The organism is Cryobacterium shii (assembly GCF_004402595.1).
In the GTDB taxonomy this organism is placed as follows: Bacteria; Actinomycetota; Actinomycetes; order Actinomycetales; family Microbacteriaceae; genus Cryobacterium; species Cryobacterium shii.
The window spans coordinates 73,286-90,791 of sequence record NZ_SOFY01000077.1 but is presented as its reverse complement, the minus strand read 5'-3'; the positions used below and the strand labels follow the sequence as shown (position 1 = coordinate 90,791).

General features: G+C 67.9%; 17 protein-coding genes. 2 read left to right on the top strand and 15 right to left on the bottom strand.

The genetic code is table 11. The annotated features are described in order from the left end of the window. Positions 1 to 77: 77 nt before the first annotated feature. From E3O49_RS14410 to prmC, 8 genes are all read right to left on the bottom strand, one after another. Entirely contained in the window at positions 78 to 872 is a 795-nt protein-coding gene (locus E3O49_RS14410; RefSeq protein WP_134367669.1) for a F0F1 ATP synthase subunit delta, read from the bottom strand. Next, the gene (locus tag E3O49_RS14405; protein WP_134367667.1) at positions 872 to 1,420 is read right to left on the bottom strand and encodes a F0F1 ATP synthase subunit B; all 549 of its coding nucleotides are present in this window, start codon (positions 1,418 to 1,420) and stop codon (positions 872 to 874) included. Before E3O49_RS14405 ends, E3O49_RS14410 begins: the two co-directional genes overlap by 1 nt. Before the next feature lie 29 nt (positions 1,421 to 1,449). After that, on the bottom strand, positions 1,450 to 1,683 hold the full coding sequence (gene atpE / locus E3O49_RS14400) for an ATP synthase F0 subunit C (RefSeq protein ID WP_134367665.1): 234 nt from the start codon (positions 1,681 to 1,683) through the stop codon (positions 1,450 to 1,452). Positions 1,684 to 1,733: 50 nt separating this feature from the next. Then, positions 1,734 to 2,522 (bottom strand): F0F1 ATP synthase subunit A, encoded by a 789-nt coding sequence (gene atpB / locus E3O49_RS14395; RefSeq protein WP_134367663.1) that lies wholly within the window; start codon positions 2,520 to 2,522, stop codon positions 1,734 to 1,736. Between the two features lie 173 nt (positions 2,523 to 2,695). Beyond that, positions 2,696 to 3,169, bottom strand: coding sequence for a Cg1360 family ATP-synthase-associated protein (locus E3O49_RS14390; protein ID WP_134367661.1), 474 nt, complete (start codon positions 3,167 to 3,169; stop codon positions 2,696 to 2,698). Next, positions 3,166 to 4,389 carry an MraY family glycosyltransferase gene (locus E3O49_RS14385; protein WP_134367659.1) on the bottom strand — a complete coding sequence of 408 codons (1,224 nt, stop codon included), beginning with the start codon at positions 4,387 to 4,389 and terminating at the stop codon, positions 3,166 to 3,168. Before E3O49_RS14385 ends, E3O49_RS14390 begins: the two co-directional genes overlap by 4 nt. Positions 4,390 to 4,392: 3 nt before the next feature. Next, complete coding sequence (locus tag E3O49_RS14380) at positions 4,393 to 5,193, bottom strand: L-threonylcarbamoyladenylate synthase (protein WP_134367657.1); 801 nt, start codon at positions 5,191 to 5,193, stop codon at positions 4,393 to 4,395. 57 nt (positions 5,194 to 5,250) lie between these two features. Continuing rightward, entirely contained in the window at positions 5,251 to 6,093 is an 843-nt protein-coding gene (prmC, locus tag E3O49_RS14375; RefSeq protein ID WP_134367761.1) for a peptide chain release factor N(5)-glutamine methyltransferase, read from the bottom strand. 134 nt (positions 6,094 to 6,227) lie between these two features. On the opposite strand from prmC, the gene cysK reads away from it, so the two are divergent. Together cysK and epsC are read left to right on the top strand one after the other, a co-directional pair. Further along, entirely contained in the window at positions 6,228 to 7,166 is a 939-nt protein-coding gene (cysK, locus tag E3O49_RS14370; RefSeq protein WP_134367655.1) for a cysteine synthase A, read from the top strand. A gap of 27 nt (positions 7,167 to 7,193) precedes the next feature. Next, positions 7,194 to 7,772 (top strand): serine O-acetyltransferase EpsC, encoded by a 579-nt coding sequence (gene epsC, locus E3O49_RS14365; RefSeq protein ID WP_134367653.1) that lies wholly within the window; start codon positions 7,194 to 7,196, stop codon positions 7,770 to 7,772. Between the two features lie 8 nt (positions 7,773 to 7,780). Here the strand turns inward: epsC and pdxH are convergent, their stop codons facing one another. The 7 genes from pdxH to lysA form a co-directional block, all read right to left on the bottom strand. After that, a complete protein-coding gene (gene pdxH, locus E3O49_RS14360; RefSeq protein ID WP_134367651.1) occupies positions 7,781 to 8,422 on the bottom strand; it encodes a pyridoxamine 5'-phosphate oxidase in 642 nt (213 codons plus the stop codon). Positions 8,423 to 8,540: 118 nt separating this feature from the next. Then, positions 8,541 to 9,620 (bottom strand): peptide chain release factor 1, encoded by a 1,080-nt coding sequence (prfA, locus tag E3O49_RS14355; RefSeq protein ID WP_134367649.1) that lies wholly within the window; start codon positions 9,618 to 9,620, stop codon positions 8,541 to 8,543. Beyond that, a complete protein-coding gene (rho, locus tag E3O49_RS14350; protein WP_134367647.1) occupies positions 9,620 to 12,178 on the bottom strand; it encodes a transcription termination factor Rho in 2,559 nt (852 codons plus the stop codon). The genes prfA and rho overlap by 1 nt, the downstream gene beginning before the upstream one ends. A gap of 450 nt (positions 12,179 to 12,628) precedes the next feature. After that, on the bottom strand, positions 12,629 to 13,582 hold the full coding sequence (thrB, locus tag E3O49_RS14345) for a homoserine kinase (RefSeq protein ID WP_134367645.1): 954 nt from the start codon (positions 13,580 to 13,582) through the stop codon (positions 12,629 to 12,631). Next, on the bottom strand, positions 13,579 to 14,700 hold the full coding sequence (thrC, locus tag E3O49_RS14340) for a threonine synthase (protein ID WP_134367643.1): 1,122 nt from the start codon (positions 14,698 to 14,700) through the stop codon (positions 13,579 to 13,581). The genes thrB and thrC overlap by 4 nt, the downstream gene beginning before the upstream one ends. Beyond that, positions 14,700 to 16,037: a homoserine dehydrogenase gene (locus E3O49_RS14335; RefSeq protein ID WP_134367641.1), complete on the bottom strand. Its 1,338-nt coding sequence runs from the start codon at positions 16,035 to 16,037 to the stop codon at positions 14,700 to 14,702. Before E3O49_RS14335 ends, thrC begins: the two co-directional genes overlap by 1 nt. Then, complete coding sequence (gene lysA / locus E3O49_RS14330) at positions 16,034 to 17,488, bottom strand: diaminopimelate decarboxylase (RefSeq protein ID WP_134367759.1); 1,455 nt, start codon at positions 17,486 to 17,488, stop codon at positions 16,034 to 16,036. The genes E3O49_RS14335 and lysA overlap by 4 nt, the downstream gene beginning before the upstream one ends. Positions 17,489 to 17,506: the final 18 nt, after the last annotated feature.

The following is a 17,506-nucleotide window of genomic DNA, read 5'->3' as shown; positions in this document are numbered from 1 at the left end:
TTTCTGTACCGGATGTACAGGTTCTGTCGTGCACGGGACGCTGCCGTCCCGAGGTGTGTGTGTTACTGGCTGAACGCTCAGCCAGCGAGCTTGCTTCGGAGGTCTTTCAGGCGGGTGGCGATGCTGCCATCGATGACGTCGTCACCGATTTGAACATGGACTCCCCCGACCAGAGCCGGGTTGACGACCTGGTTGAGCGTGAGCCGACGACCGTAACGAGCGGTGAGGCTCGTGCGGAGGCGCTCCACCTGTTCGGGCGCGAGCGTTGCGGCGGACGTGATCGTGGCGATCGAGGCCCCTGACTGGTCGGCGACGACGGATGCCGCGTAGCGCAGCAACTCGCCGATGCGGCGGCCGCGAGGCTGCTGCACGAGGTGCCGCACGATCGACAGCGTCTGTTCGGTGACCTTGCCGCCCAGCAGGGAGTTGACGAGGCCGACTTTGGCGCTCGCCTTTCCCAACTTGCTGGCCAGAGCGAGTTCGAGCTCCGCGTTGGACGAGACGGCGCTGCCGAAGGCGAACAGCTCGGCCTCGACGATCCCGTCGTCGGTCGAGGATGCGATCGAACGCAACCCGAGGTCCTCGACCCCGGCCAGCAGGTCGCTGTGACTCGACCAGCGAGTCGCAGCGACGGACTGGAGAAGCTCCAGTGCCGTGGGGGTCAGGGCCGAGGCGAACACGGCGCGAACGAGCGCCGCCTTCGCCGCGGCATCCGCTGCCGGGTCGACCAGAGCGGACAGGAGCTGCGAGGAGTCACCGATCACGCGACCGGCGTTCAACAGGCTCTCGCCCGTCGCCAGATCGGCCGTGCTGCCCTGGGCAGCCAGTGCCGCCCGCGACGAGGCCAAAGCTTCTCTGGTGGCGCTTCCCATTACTTAGCTGCTTTCTCCGAGGCCTCAAGGTCGGCCAGGAAACGGTCGACGATGGCGGTGGCCTTCGCGTCGTCGGTCAGGCTTTCGCCGATGACACCGGATGCGAGGTCGATGGCCAGGGTGCCCACTTCGGAACGAAGGGACACGACTGCCGCCTGACGTTCTGCTTCAATCTGAGCCTTGGCGCTGGTGGTCACGCGAGCGGCTTCGGCCAGGGCCTGTTCCTTGTGCTCGTTGATGATCTTCTGGCCGTCGATGCGAGCGTGCTCGCGAATCTGGCCGGCCTCGGCGCGAGCGTCAGCAAGCTGGGCCGTGTACTGCTCGAGAGCAGCTTCGGCCTTGCGCTGGGCATCGTCCGCTTTCGCGATGTTGCCCTCGATGGCCTCTGCGCGGTCGTCGAGAAGCTTCTGCATCCTCGGAAGCACGAGCTTCCAGAAGAAGAACAGAATGACCACGAAAATGAGCGAGGACCAGACTATGTCGTAGACCGCGGGGAGAAGCGGATTTTCCGCCTTCTCAGCAGCAGCTGCAATCACTGCGTTAAACATCGTGCCTCCTGACTAGAGAGAAAAGAGGACTAAACGAAGATGAAGTAGGTGGCGATACCGATGAAGGCGAGCGCCTCGGTGAAGGCGATGCCGATGTACATCAGGACCTGGAGCTGGCCGGCCAGTTCGGGCTGACGAGCAACACCCTCGATGGTCTTGCCGACGACAATGCCCACGCCGATTGCCGGGCCGATTGCGGCGAGGCCGTAACCGACAGTCGCGATGTTTCCGTTGATTGCCGCGAGAACGGTTGTTGCGTCCAACGTATGGTTCCTTCCGTAGTGACGAATACAGCGAATGCCGGATTCGAGGTTTAGTGCTCCTCAGCCAGCGCGAGCTGGATGTAGACAGCGGTGAGCAGGGCAAAAATGTAGGCCTGGAGCAGCGCGATCAGCACTTCGAAGAGTGTGAACGCGAAGCCGAACACCAGGGTGCCCGCACCGAACAACTTGAACCCGCCGGTGGCGGTGAAGAAGAAGAACTGCGTCGCACTGAAGAACAGCACCAGGAGCAGGTGGCCGACGATCATGTTCATCAGCAGCCGAAGGGTCAGAGTGACCGGGCGGATGAGGAACGTCGAGATGAACTCGATCGGCGTCACGATGATGTAGAGGAACGGCGGAACTCCGGGTGGGAACAGGGCGTTCCGGAAGAAGTTCGCCGGGTTCTTCTTGACGCCGGCGTAGATGAAGGCGCTGTAAGCCACCAGCGCCAGCACCAGCGGAACTCCGATGACGGAGCTTCCGGCGATGTTGAGGAACGGGATCGGGCCGGTGATGTTGAGGAACAGGACCATGAAGAAAATGGTCGTGATCAACGGCAGGAAACGCTTGCCGTCCTTCTTGCCGAGGATGTCTTCGGCGATGTTGACCCGGGCGAAGTCCAGGCCCATCTCGACGACGCTCTGCATGCGGGTCGGAATGACCTTCATGCGGCGCGTGCCGATCCAGAAAATTAGCAGCAGCGCGGCGACTGCCAGGAAGCGGATGAGCATGATGCGATTTATTTCGAATGGCGTCCCGGCGAAGAAGATCGCTTCGGGGAAGAATTCACCAATCGTCGGACCGTGGAAGCCACCCTCATCGGTGGCAAACGGAATCATCAGGTTTACGGCGGTTTCTAGCAGCGCTTTCTCCTGTTTCGGGGCAAGAAGCTCTGCTCTCGCGATGACGAATGTGTGGCCGGATTGTTCTGCAAGAAGGCAGAAACAACACGGGACGAATCGGTCATTACCCTAGCAAGAAAAGGCCGGGAGACCGAATCGAGAGCCCGCGCTCAGTCGTCGTGTGCCGCCGTCGGCAGGGTGATGTCGCTGGCGTACGTCATTCGGCTCTTCATCAGCACGAAAACATCGACCAGGAGCGAACCGACGACTCCGGCGATGATGCTGAGGAACAGCACGACCGGCTGGATCCAGGGCTGGTCTTTGAGCAGCACCATCAGCACCAGGAAGACGACGAACTTGACCAGCCAGCCTCCCATCACGATTCCGAAGAACGCGCCGATGGCCGCGGCGGTGCCGGCGAAACGATTGGCGACCAGGATGCTGCCGGCCGTGATCCCCATGAAGACCACCGACAGCAGGGTTCCGATCAGGGCGCTCACGACGCCCTCGGCCCCCGCGGCCAGACCGCCGACCACGGCCCCGACGACGGCGATGCCGGCGGCGAGGACGCTGCCGTAGACGAGGATGCGGCGGAACACTGGAATCGAAGTGGGCTGGGCCGGACGGGGTGCCATGGTGCTCATACGTTCTCCTCGGCCGTCGTCGCCGCCTCATCGAGAGGGTCGAATCGGGCGGTCTCGACTGGTTGGGTGGCCGGGCTCGCAAGCTGACTGGCGGCCTCCACGGCCTTGCGCCGGCTGAGCGGAGCCAGCGTGACAAGGGTGCAGACCAGCAGTGCGAAGATCAGGAAGATCGTGGCGTACCAGGTGGGCAGGCCGAAGTACACGGGCAGTACGAAGTAGAGCAGGCAGCCGACGGATGCGGCCGCCGTCCAGCCGTAGAAGATGAGCACGGCATGCAGGTGGGAATGCCCCATGTCGAGGAGCCGGTGGTGGAGGTGTTTGCGGTCGGCACTGAAGGGCGATTTCCCGGCCCGAACCCGCCGGAACACGGCCAGGCCGAAGTCGAGCAGCGGGATGATCAGGATCGCGACCGGCAGGATGATCGGGATGAAGGCGGGGAACAGCTGGGACCGGTTGACTGCGGTGGGGTCGACCTGACCGGTGATCGCGATCGCGGAGGTGGCCATCAGCAGGCCCACCAGCAGCGCGCCGGCGTCGCCCATGAATAGTTTCGCCGGACGCCAGTTGAGCGGCAGGAACCCGACGCAGGCCCCCACCAGGATAGCGGCGATCAGGGAGGCCAGGTTGAAGTAGTTGCTCGGAGACGTGTCCCGCACGAGCAGGTAGCTGTAGACGAAGAACACGCCGTTCGCGATCAGGGCGACCCCCGCGACCAGGCCGTCGAGCCCGTCGATGAAGTTGATCATGTTCATCACGATCACAATCACGATCACGGTGATCAGGATGGACATCCAGGACGACCCGACGGTCAGCCCGCCGATCGGCAGCGACAGGACCTGCACGCCCTGCCAGGCGACGAGCCCGGCCGCGATGAACTGGCCGGCCAGCTTGGTCATCCAGTCGAGGTCCCAGAGGTCATCGGCCACGCCGAGCAGGACGATCAGCAGGGCGGCTCCGAGGATGGCGAGGATCTGCTGCGGGTCGCTGAAAATGAGCCGGAGCGGGGCGAATGCGGCGGCGATCAGGTAGGACACCCCGAAGGCGCCGACGATGCCGAGGAAGATGGCGATGCCGCCGAGGCGGGGCGTGGGCCGGGTGTGCACATCGCGTTCGCGGATCTTCGGGTACAGCTTGTAGCGGTGGCTCAGTTTGAGCACGAGGATCGAGAACCCGAAGGTGATCAAGGCCGAGACGAGGGCCAGCAGAACGAAGACGGTCATCGATTAGCCCGCGTCTGCGGCCGGGTCGGGTGCGGTGTCGCCGGCGGGCGCCGTGGACGCTTCGGCGGCGGGCTCGGCGGCGGGCTCCGAAGCAGCGGCGGGGGGCGCGAACCCGACCGGGGCAAGGGCGTCCCCGATCACGGCTTCGATCGCCGCCCGCGAGATCACGCCGTTGCGCACGATGACCACCTTGCCTCCGTTGGAGCCGTAGCCGGTGGCATCCACGATTGTCGACGAGGTGTCTCCGGCGCGGTCGCCGATCGGCTCGTAGTCGAGGCCCGCGACTCCCCCGTCAAGATAGACGGCGACATTGATGCCGAGCATGTCTTCGGCGCCGATCGCGTCGATGGCGGCGGGAAGGCCGCTCATGTTGGCGGATGACACGGCCAGGGGTCCCGTCTCGGCCAGGAGGTCGAGGGCGACCCGGTTGCTCGGCATCCGCAGTGCAACCGTGCCGCGAGTCTCGCCCAGGTCCCAGACCAGAGACGGCTGGGCGGTGAGCACGACGGTCAGGCCGCCGGGCCAGAACGCGGCGACGAGCTCACGTACGGGCGGAGGGACGTCCTGCGCGAGGGCGTCGAGGGTGGGGATGCCGGGGATGAGCACGGGCGGCGGCGAGGTGCGGTCCCGCCCTTTGGCGTCGAGGAGCCGTTGCACGGCCTCCGGGCTGAAGGCGTCGGCGGCGAGCCCGTAGACGGTGTCGGTGGGGATGACGACGAGCGCACCACGGCCGATGGCCGATCGTGCGAGTCTCATGCCGGCTGCGTATTCCGAGTCAACCGAGCAGTCATAGATGCGTGTCATTTCGACCGATTCTAGTGCAGCCACCTCCCGGGAGGCTGGCAGCCCGCCTCGTCGACCTCAGGGTCGCAGGGCGGTGGTCGCGCGGTCGCGGGTGGTGTAGTCGCGGTGGGTGGCGGGGGCACGCCAGCCGTCGGCGGCCAGGAGGGCCCGGATTTCGGCGCCCTGCAACTCGCCGTGCTCGATCACCAGCACCCCGCCCGGGCGCAGCAGGCGCAGGGCCGTGCGGGACACGTGTCGCACGACGTCGAGGCCGTCCCGGCCGCCGAACAGCGCGCGGGCCGGGTCGAAGAGGCGCACCTCCGGGTCGCGCGGGATGGCGTCCGCGGGGATGTACGGCGGGTTCGAGATGACCACGGCGACGGTTCCGTCGAGTTCGGCCAGCGCGTCGGTCAGGTCGCCGAACACGAGGGTGGCGTTGTCGGCACCGACCTCGGTGAAGTTGCGGGTGGTCCACGGGAACGCATCCGGAGAGTTCTCCACCGCCCAGACGCGGGCGTGGGGCACCTCGACCGCCATGGCCAGCGCGATCGCGCCGCTGCCGGTGCCCAGGTCCACGCCGATCGGTTCCGGGTCGGGCAGGGAACGGAGGGCGTCGATGGCGAATTGCGCCACCTGTTCGGTCTCGGGCCGAGGCACGAACACTCCGGGTCCCACGTTCAGTTCGAGGGAGCGGAACGGGGCACGGCCGGTGATGTGCTGCAACGGCTCGCGCAGAGAGCGGCGGTGAACGAGTTCCAGGATGGCCGCGGCATCCGTCTCGCTGAGGCTGGTGCGCAGGATGCCGGCGGCCTGCACCTGCCCCCGGCTCTGGGAGAGGACGTGGCCGATCAGTAGATCGGCGTCCACCTCGGCGTCGGAAATCCCGGCCGCGGAGAGTGAACGGATGGCCAGGTCGCGCATTTCGTCGACGGCGGCGGGAATGGAATGGTCGCTTGGCGGAGTTGTCACTCTTTGGAATGTAATGCACTCGCTCGCCCAATGCCGTGGCCCTAGGCTGGGCGAGGTCCTGAAAACCGATCGAAAGGCGCTCACCGATGCCCGCAAAGATTCACTCCGATATCACCGCTGCCGTCGGCGGGACCCCTCTGGTCAGACTGAACCGGCTCACCGCCGGCCTGGACGCGACCGTGCTGGTGAAGCTGGAGTTCTACAACCCCTCGGGCAGTGTGAAGGACCGGATCGGCATCGCGATCGTCGACGCCGCCGAGGCGTCGGGCGAACTGGCCCCGGGCGGCACCATCGTCGAGGGTACCAGCGGCAACACCGGCATCGCCCTGGCCATGGTGGGGGCGGCCCGCGGTTACCGGGTGATCCTGGCGATGCCGGAGACCATGAGCAAGGAGCGCCGCGTGCTGCTTCGTGCCTACGGCGCGGAAATCGTGCTCACGCCCGGTGGAGAAGGCATGCGCGGCGCCGTCACGAAGGCGGAAGAGATCGCCGCCGGCACGCCGGGGGCGATCCTCGCCCGTCAGTTCGACAACCCCGCCAACCCGGCCATCCACCGCGCGACCACGGGCGTGGAGATTTGGGACGACACCGAAGGCGCCGTGGACATCCTGGTGGCGGGCATCGGCACCGGCGGCACCATCACGGGCACCGGTCAGCTGCTCAAGGAGCGCAAACCCTCCGTTCGGGTCGTCGGGGTCGAACCGATCGACTCCCCCATCCTCACCGGCGGCAAGCCGGGGCCGCACAAGATCCAGGGCATCGGTGCCAACTTCGTGCCGAAGGTCCTCGACACCACCGTGTACGACGAGGTGACCGACGTCACCCTGGCCGACTCGCTGGCCACGGCGCGTGCCCTCGCGACCGACGAAGGCATCCTCTCCGGCATCTCCGGCGGGTCCGCGGTCTGGGCGGCCCTCGAGCAGGCCAAGCGGCCCGAGAACTCTGGCAAGACCATCGTGGCAATCCTGCCGAGCTTCGGCGAGCGGTATATCTCGACCGTTCTCTACGAAGACCTGCTGGACTAGGCGAGAAGAGGGCGGCGGAAGCAGCCGATGGGAGTCTTGTCGAGCATCCGGGAAGACGTGCTGATGGCGCGCGCCCACGACCCCGCGGCCCGCAGCAACATCGAGGTGTTCCTCGCGTACAGCGGCCTGCACGCGGTCTGGTCCTATCGGGTCGCGCACCGGCTCTGGACGGCCGGGCTGTGGCTGCCGGCCCGGCTGCTGTCCCAGTTCACCCGGTTCCTGACCGGGATCGAAATCCACCCGGGCGCCCGGATCGGGCGACGGCTGTTCATCGACCACGGCATGGGAGTGGTGATCGGTGAAACGTCGGAGATCGGCGACGACGTCATGCTTTACCACGGCGTCACGCTCGGTGGAAAATCCCGTCACGGGGTGGCCCGTGGCGAGAAGCGGCATCCGACCCTGCACGACGGCGTGACGGTCGGCGCCGGGGCCAAGATCCTCGGCCCGATCACGCTCGGCGCCTGGAGCACCGTCGGCGCCAACGCTGTGGTGACGCGGGATGCCCCGGCGAAGTCCGTGCTCCTCGGAATTCCGGCGACCGTGCAGCCGGCCAGGCCCGACACGATCGAGAGCGCGAGGGGACTGCCGCTCACCGACGACTGACGCTGCCGCTAGGGCTGCAGCCGCTCCAGGGTCCAGCCGCCCGCGGCGGCGGCCGTGAAGCGCAGGCGGTCGTGCAGCCGCGACGTTCGCCCCTGCCAGAACTCGATCGCGTGCGGCGTCACCCGGTAGCCGCCCCAGTCGTCCGGCCGGGGAATGTCCGTGTCGCCCGGGTAGCGCGCTTCCACCCGGCGCACCTGTTCCTCGAGCAGGGCACGGCTCGCGATCGGCTGCGACTGGTCGCTGGCCACAGCGGCAATGCGGGCGGCCCGCGGTCGGCGCGCGAAGTAGGCGTCGCTAGTGGCGGCATCCGTGGGGTGGGCCGTGCCGTAGACGATCACCTGGCGCTGCATCGCGAACCAGGGGAACAACAGCGAGACGCCCGGATTGGCGGCCAGCGCCCGGCCCTTGTGGGAACCGTAGTTGCTGACGAATTCGAATCCGCTCCCGTCGAGGCCCTTGAGCAGCACCGTGCGACTGCTCGGCCGGCCGTCCGGGTCGACGGTGCCGACCACCATGGCGTTCGGCTCGTAGAGCCCCGCCTGCTCGGCGGCCGCCAGCCACGCGGCGAACTCGATCATCGGGTCGGGGTCGACCCCGGACTTGTTCAGGCCCACCGCGCCGTAGTCGGTGTGACTCGTCAGGGATTCCATCGGCATCCTCGCCCTCGGTTTGGGCCGGCAGAATGCGAAAGCTCCCCGGCCTGCCCCTCCAGCCTAGGAGGGACGGGGCCACAGAAAGCCTCTGATCTCGTGCGAATCATTCTGAGATCTAGTCGTGGTCGCCGATCTCGGCCAGGCGAGTGGCCTCGTCGGCGGTGATGCAGGAATCGATCACGGCCTCCAGGGCGCCGTTCATCACGGTGTCCAGGTTGTAGGCCTTGTAGCCCGTGCGGTGGTCCGCGATGCGGTTCTCGGGGAAGTTGTACGTGCGGATGCGCTCGGACCGGTCCATGGTGCGGATCTGCCCCTTGCGCACGAGGCTGGCTGCCGCGTCGATCTCTTCCTGCTGCCGGGCGAGAACGCGGGCACGCAGAACGCGCATGCCGGCTTCCTTGTTCTGCAGCTGGCTCTTCTCGTTCTGCATGGCCACGACGATGCCGGTCGGAAGGTGCGTGATGCGCACGGCGGAGTCGGTCGTGTTGACCGACTGGCCGCCGGGGCCGCTCGACCGGTACACGTCGATCTTGAGGTCGTTCGCGTTGATCTCGACCTCTTCGGGCTCGTCGACCTCGGGGAAGACGAGCACGCCGGCGGCGGAGGTGTGGATGCGTCCCTGGGACTCCGTGGCGGGCACCCGCTGAACTCGGTGCACGCCGCCCTCGTACTTCAGGTGCGCCCAGACGCCCTCTGCGGGGTCGCTCGAGTTGCCCTTGATGGCGAGCTGGATGTCCTTGATCCCGCCGAGATCGCTCGTGGTCTGCTCGATGATCTCGGTTTTCCAGCGCTTCGATTCCGCATAGTGCAGGTACATCCGGAGCAGGTCGGCGGCGAACAGTGCGGATTCCGCGCCGCCCTCCCCCATCTTGATCTCCATGATCACGTCACGGGCATCGAGCGGGTCGCGCGGGATCAGCAGACGCCGCAGCTTTTCGGCTGCGGCTTCCAGCTGTTCCGTCAACCCGGGGATCTCCGCGGCGAAGTCGGCGTCCTCGGCGGCGAGCTCGCGGGCTGCCTCGAGGTTGTCGCCGATCTCTTTCCACTCGTTCCACGCCGCGATGATGCGGCTGAGCTCGGCGTAGCGGCGGTTGACCTTCTTCGAGCGGGCTGGGTTCGCGTGCAGCTCCGGATCGGCCAGCTGAGACTGCAGCTCGTCGTGCTCAGCCAGCAGAGTCAGAACAGACTCGAACATCAGTGATCCTTGTCTGACCCGCCGAGGGTCGGCATCGACTTCTGAACCTGCATCAGGAACTCGACGTTGGACGTGGTCTCCTTGAGGCGACCGAGGATGACCTCGAGCGCCTGCTGCTGCTCGAGCCCGGCGAGGGCGCGGCGCAGCTTCCAGGTGATCTTGACTTCATCCGTGCTCATCAGCATTTCTTCACGACGGGTGCCGGATGCGTTGACATCCACCGCTGGGAAGATGCGCTTGTCAGCCAGCTGGCGCGACAGGCGGAGCTCCATGTTGCCGGTGCCCTTGAACTCCTCGAAGATGACCTCGTCCATCTTGGACCCGGTCTCGACCAGAGCGGAGGCGAGGATGGTGAGCGAGCCACCGTTCTCGATGTTGCGCGCGGCGCCGAAGAAGCGCTTGGGCGGGTACAGCGCGGAGGCGTCGACACCGCCGGAGAGGATGCGGCCCGAGGGCGGCGCGGTGAGGTTGTACGCACGGCCGAGGCGGGTGATCGAGTCGAGCAGCACGACGACGTCGTGGCCCAGTTCGACCAGGCGCTTGGCGCGCTCGATGGCGAGCTCGGCGACCGTGGTGTGGTCCTCCGCGGGGCGGTCGAAGGTGGAGGCGATGACCTCACCCTTCACCGTGCGCTGCATGTCGGTGACCTCTTCGGGACGCTCGTCGACGAGAACGACCATGAGGTGGACCTCGGGGTTGTTCGTGGCGATGGCGTTGGCGATCTGCTGCATGACGATGGTCTTGCCGGCCTTGGGCGGTGCGACGATCAGGCCGCGCTGGCCCTTTCCGATCGGGGCGACGAGATCGATGATGCGCTGCGTGAGCTTCCCCGGCTCGGTCTCGAGCCGCAGGCGCTCCTGCGGGTAGAGCGGGGTGAGCTTCTGGAACTCAACCCGGTTGGCGGCTTCCTCGACGGTCAGGCCGTTGATGGAGTCGACCTTGACGATCGCGTTGTACTTCTGGCGGCCGCTCTGGTCACCCTCGTGCGGCTGGCGGATGGCACCGACAACGGCGTCACCCTTGCGCAGGTTGTACTTCTTGACCTGGCCGAGCGACACGTAGACGTCGCTGGCCCCCGGCAGGTAGCCGGAGGTGCGCACGAAGGCGTAGTTATCGAGCACGTCGAGGATGCCCGCGACCGGGATCAGCACATCGTCGTCGTTCAGCTCCGGCTCGAAGTCGTCGCCCGTGGTCACGCCGCGACGCTTGCGGTCACGGAAACGGTTGCGGTTGCTGCGGCTGTTCAGGTCGTCGTCCGGGCCGTTGCGGTCCTGGCCGACGTTGCGGTCCTGACCCTGACGGTCCTGGCCCTGACGGTCCTGGCCCTGACGGTCCTGACCCTGACGGTCCTGGCCCTGACGGTCCTGACGGTCCTGACCCTGACGGTCCTGTCCCTGACCCTGACCCTGTCGGTCCTGACGGTCCTGTCCCTGACGGTCCTGGCCCTGCGCCTGACGTTCCTGGCCGCGGTCGGCCTGATTGTCCTGGTTCTGCTGGCGGTTGCCGGCCTGACGCTGGTTCTGCTGGCGTCCGGTGTCCTCGCCGCGCTCGGCGCCACCCTGGCTGCGGTCGGCGCCCTGGTTGCGGTCGCCGCCGCGGCTGCGGTTGCGGTTGCGTCCCTGACGGGGCTGTTCGGCCTGCTCGGTCTCTTCGACCTGCTCGGTCGCCTCGGCCTTTTCGACCTCGGCCGGCTCGGCAGGCGTGGTTTGCTCGATGACGTTCGGAGCCTCGGCGGCGAGCTCATCGGCGGTGTTGCGGGCGTCGATGCTGCTGCGGGCGTCGATGGCGTTGCGGGCGGTCCCGTTACGGGCTCCGCCGCGCGAGCTGCTGCGACGCGAACGGCCGGAGCCGGTCGCCGTTTCGGCTTCGGCGGGTGCTTCAGCCGCAGTCTCCGGGGCTGCCTCGACGGCGGCCTCAGGCTGGAAGGCCGCGGTCTCCACCGTGCCGGTCGCCACTGCTGCGGTCTCAGGTGCGGCGGATTCGGCGGCGCCGGTCTCCGTGGCGGCCTCGGCGGCAGCGGCGGCCTTGACCGTGACGGAGGTGGCGCGCTTGCGGGCCTGGCGAACGGGCTTTTCGGCGGCCGGGGTGGTCGGCTCGGTCGTCACCGAGTCGGCGGAGGGGCCGGCATACGTGGTGGGGGCCGTGGTGCGGCGCTTGGTGGTGGAGTCCGCGACGATGATGCCGATGCCCAGGTCACCGTCAGCGTTGACGTGCGCCACGGCTGGTGCCGCGGTCGCGGTGGTGGCGCGGCGGGAGACCCGCTTGCGCGGTGCCGTGGCAACGGCAGCGTCGGCGGCCGGCGCGGCGAAATCGCCCGCGGCACCGGCGGAGTCGGAGGAAACCGGGGGACCGGAGATCACTGGGGCGTCCGGGGCGAACTCAGCCGCGGGGGTGTTCCGAGCCTGTTCCGCAGTGATAGCGTCCACGAGCTCTCCCTTACGGAGTTTGGAAGCGCCCGGGATGCCCAGTTCGAGCGCCAGAGCCTGAAGCTCGGCAACGCGAAGGGTGGAGAGGCGCGAGGAATCCGTACCGAGGGTACGAAGGTTGACGTCAGTCACGAAAAATTGTCCTTTCCCCTGGCGACATACGTGCGTACCAGGGAAGCTGTTGCAGCGTCTCACGCGCTGCGGGTGGTCCAATCCCAAAATGATGTGGATTGAAGTGAACACACACAGCTACGCATAGATGATGCGATAGCAGTGAGTTACAGGGAATGCACCGGAGAAGGGACTCGCGCGTTAAGCGTGTCCATCGGGTACCCCTTGACTCTAGCAGAACCGACAGATCGCGCGGACACGCGGAGCTCCGGCGTGTCCCGGCGTCTCCTACCCCGTCCCGCACCCCCTGCTCCCGCGAGCCTCCCCGCCCGGAACGAATTCGACGGAGATTTTGCCCAAATCAGAGTCAAAACCCCGAAAATCGCCTATCTAGAGCAACATCTCCGTCGAATTGGTTCAAGGCGCTCGGACGAAGGTTGGACGTGGGGTGCGGGACGGAGGCGCGGGGCTTTAGGCGTCGGTGCGGGTGACCGTCGCGCCCAGGGAGTCGACGGCGAGCATGAGAGCCTGCCACGGCGTCTCCGACTCGGCGGCGACCAGATCCGCGGCCACGAGACGCTGGCCCGGGTCGCTGGCCAGAACGAGGATCGACGGACCGGCGCCGGAGACGACGGCGGCGAAGCCGTGGTCGCGCAGCAGCGTGATCAGACGGCTGGTCTCGGGCATCGCGGCGGCGCGGTAGCTCTGGTGGAGCTTGTCCTCGGTGGCTGCCAGCAGCAGTTCCGGGCTCTGGATCAGCGCGGCGATCAGCAGGGCCGACCGGGACACGTTGAAGACGGCGTCCTCGTGCGGCACCGTTTCCGGCTGCAGGCTGCGCGCCAGCGCGGTGGACATGGCGTGCTCGGGCACGAAAACGAGCGGCTTGACGCCGCGGTGCACCATCAGCTTTTTGTGCCGCGGTCCCTCCGGGGCCATCCAGGCGATGGTGAGACCGCCGAAGAGCGCCGGCGCGACGTTGTCCGGGTGGCCTTCCATCTCAGTGGCGAGGGCGAGCAGCGCCTCCGCGTCGATATCGACGATGCCCTCGAGCAGGCCCTTGGCGGCCATGATGCCCGACACGATGGCGGCGCCCGAGGAGCCCATGCCCCGCCCGTGCGGGATGACGTTGTGCGCGACCAGGTTCAGGCCCGGAAGCTCCTGGCCGTAGGCGGCGAAGGTGTGGATGATGGCGCGCACGACGAGGTTGGTCTCGTCGGTCGGCACCTCTCCCGCGCCCACGCCCTGCACCTCGACGAAGACGCCGGGTTCGTCCCGAACGCTGACATCGAGGTGGTCGTAGTGCGCCAGGGCCAGGCCGAGGGTGTCGAAACCCGGGCCGAGGTTAGCCGTGGTGGCCGGGACCTGCACCGTGACGGAGCGACCGGCCAGCGCCGACCGGCCGGAGACGGCCTCGGCGATGGTCATTTCTGAACCAGCCCGAGGACGCTCGCGATTTCGGCGGTGTCGACCGGCACGATGGTCGGCTTCACGTCGGAGCCATCCGCCGTGCGCAGGGCCCACTGCGGGTCCTTGAGGCCGTGGCCGGTGACGGTGAGCACCACGGTCGAGCCGGCGGGGATGAGTCCGGCCTCGGCCCGCTCGAGCAGGCCGGCGACGCTGATCGCGGAGGCGGGCTCGACGAAGATGCCGACCTCGGCGGAGAGGATGCGGTAGGCCTCGAGGATCTTCTCGTCGCTGATCGCGCCGAAGTACCCGTCGGTCAGGGTGCGGGCGGCCAGGGCCAGGTCCCAGGATGCGGGGTTGCCGATGCGGATGGCGCTGGCGATGGTCTCCGGGTGGTCGACGCGGTGGCCGAGCACGATCGGGGCGCTGCCGGAAGCCTGGAATCCGAACATCCGGGGCAGCTTCGTGGTGGCGCCGCGCTCGAGTTCCTCGGTGTAGCCGCGCGTGTACGCGGTGTAGTTGCCGGCGTTGCCGACGGGGACGATGTGGATGTCCGGGGCGTCTTCCAGCACCTCGACGACCTCGAAGGCCGCCGTCTTCTGGCCCTCGATGCGGTCGGGGTTGACCGAGTTGACCAGGTGCACGGGGTAGTTCGCGGACAGGTCGCGGGCGATGTCGAGACAGTCGTCGAAGTTGCCCTGCACCTGCAGCAGCTGCGCGTTGTGCGCGATGGCCTGGCTGAGCTTGCCCATGGCGATCTTGCCCTCGGGGACGAGCACGACGGCCTGGATGCCGGCGTAGGCCGCGTAGGCGGCGGCCGAGGCGGAGGTGTTGCCGGTGGAGGCGCAGATGACGGCCTTGGCGCCATCCTCCACGGCCTTGGAAATGGCCATGGTCATGCCGCGGTCCTTGAAGGAACCGGTCGGGTTCATGCCCTCGTACTTGACCCAGACCTTCGCACCCGTGCGGGCGGAGAGCGCGGGAGCGGGAATGAGCGGGGTGCCACCCTCGCCGAGCGTGATGATCGGCGTTGCATCCGTGATGTTCAGGCGGTCGGCGTATTCGCGCAGCACGCCGCGCCACTGCCGTGAAGCCGTCTTCACGGCGGTGTTCGGCAGGGACTCTCGTTCGCTGGACATCAGACTCCTTCAACTCTCAAAACGGATGCGACATTGGTGACGAATTTGTGGGCCGCGAGATCGCGCACGGTGGCGGCCAGTGCCAACTCCCTGGCCTCGTGCGTTCCGATCACTAGGGTAGCCGTGGACGGGACGGCCGCGTGATTCGCGGTGCGCGGTGTGGCCTGCGTCATGGACTGCTCGACCAGGGCCAGCGACACACCGTGGTTGCTGAACACGCTGGCCAGGGCGGCGAGGACGCCGGGCTCGTCCGTGACCTCCAGGGTGACCGCGTAGCGGGTGGCGATGCTGCCGATGTCGAGCACGGGCAGGTCGGCGTGGGTGGAGGTAGCCACTCCCGGGCCGCCGGCGATGTGCCGCCGGGCCAGGGACACCAGGTCGCCGAGCACGGCGGAGGCTGTCTCCACTCCCCCGGCGCCGGCGCCGTAGAACATGAGGCTGCCGGCGGCCTCCGCCTCGACAAAGACCGCGTTGTTGCCGCCGTGCACGGCGGCGAGCGGGTGATTGCGGTGCACCATGGCCGGGTAGACCCGGGCGGAGACGCCGGGCAGTCCGGTCTCCGGGTCGACCAGGCGTTCGCAGATGGCGAGCAGCTTCACGACGTAGCCGGCCTTCCGAGCCGATTCGATCTGCGCCGGGGTGATCGCCGTGATGCCCTCGCGGTGCACCGATTCCAGCGGAACGGTCGTGTGGAAGGCGAGGCTGGCGAGGATGGCCGCCTTCTGCGCCGCGTCGAACCCCTCGATGTCGGCGGTCGGGTCGGCCTCCGCGTAGCCGAGTTCGGTGGCGAGGCGGAGGGCGTCCTCGAGGGTGTCGCCCTCGACGTCCATCCGGTCGAGGATGAAGTTGGTGGTGCCGTTGACGATGCCGAGGATGCGGTTGACCTGGTCGCCGCCGAGGCTGTCGCGCAGCGGGCGAACGATCGGGATGGCGCCGGCCACGGCCGCTTCGTAGTTGAGCTGCGCGCCGACCTGGGCGGCGGCAGCGAAGAGTTCGGGGCCGTGCGTGGCCAGCAGCGCCTTGTTGGCGGTGACGACATCCGCGCCCGAGTTGATCGCCATCAGGATGTAGCTGCGGGCCGGCTCGATGCCGCCCATCAACTCGATCACGACGTCGGCGCCGAGGATCAGGGTCTCGGCGTCGGTGGTGAAGAGCTCGCGCGGCAGGTCGACGGTGCGTTCGGCGTCGAGGTCGCGCACGAGGATGCCGACCAACTCCAGGCTCGCACCCACCCGGTTGGCGAGTTCCTCGCCGTGCTCGAGCAGCAGCCGGGCCACCTGGGCGCCGACGGAACCGCCACCGAGGAGGGCGACGCGCAGATTGCGGTATTCGATCATCGGGCGGGTTCCTTCGGTGACTTCGGTGACTTCGGTGACTTCGGTCGGGTGTCGGCGGGGTCGGCCGCCGGTGAGAACCCCGTGTCGCGGGCGAGCAGGTCGGCGACGGTCTCGCCGCGCACGAGCATCCGTGGGATGCCGCCGGCCACCGCGACCACGGCGGGCCGGCCGACGAAGTTGTAGTTGTTCGACAGCGACCAGCAGTAGGCGCCGGTCGCGGCCACCATCACCAGGTCGCCGGGGGCCACGTCACCCGGGAGGTAGTCGGCGTCGACGACGATGTCACCGCTCTCGCAGTGCTTGCCGGCCACGCGCACCAGCACGGGGTCGGTCTGCGAGGAACGATTGGCCAGGCGCACCGTGTAGTCGGCGCCGTACAGGGCCGGGCGGGCGTTGTCGCTCATGCCGCCGTCCACGCTGACGTACAGGCGCGTGTTGCCGCCCAGGTTGACGGCCTTGGTGGTGCCGACCTCGTAGAGGGTGACTCCGGCCGGGCCGATGATGGCGCGGCCCGGTTCGAACGCGACCACGGGCACCGGGATGCCGCGGGCCGCGCACTCCGCGGCGACAATGTCGGCCAGGCGGGCCGCGAGCTCGCGGATCGGGGTGGGCGTGTCGGCGGAGGTGTAGGCGATGCCGAAGCCGCCGCCCAGGTTCATTTCGGGCACGGGCCCGCCGGCCAGCAGGTCGGCGTGCACGGCCAGGAGCCGGGACGCGGACTCCGCGAAGCCGTCCGCGCCGAAGATCTGCGAGCCGATGTGGCAGTGCAGACCCAGGAAGCGCAGGCTCGGTTCGGCGCGGATACGGGCCACCAGTGCGGGCGCGTCTTCGAGCGCGACCCCGAACTTCTGGTCTTCGTGCGCGGTGGCGAGGAAGTCGTGCGTGTGCGCGTGCACACCGCTGTTCACCCGCAGGCGCACGGTCTGGCGGGCGCCGTGCCGGGCGGCGGCCTCGGCGACCCGGGAGATCTCCACCGGGCTGTCGATCACGATGGTGCCGACTCCGAGGCGGCAGGCGTCGTCGATCTCGGTCAGGGACTTGTTGTTGCCGTGGAAGCCGAGGCGGTGCGGCGGCGTTCCCGCGGCGAGGGCGACCGCGAGTTCCCCGCCGCTGCAGATGTCGATGTTGAGGCCCTCGGCCAGCATCCAGCGGGCGACCTCGGTGGAGAGGAACGCCTTGCCGGCGTAATAGATGTGCACGGTCGTGCCGATGCGGGCGAACTCGGCCTCGAATGCCTCGCGCAGGGTGGCCGCGCGAGCGCGGGCATCCGTCTCGTCGACCACATACAGGGGTGTGCCGAATTCGGCGGCCAGGGCCGAGGCGGGAACGCCGCCGATGACGAGTTCGCCCTCGGGGGCACGCAGGAGGGTGGCCGGCCAGAGGCCCCGGGCGAGCGCGTTGGCGTCGTCGGGAAGGCCGAGCCAGTCGGGGGCGAGCGGGTTGGTGGCCACGGGTGAAAACCTCACGGG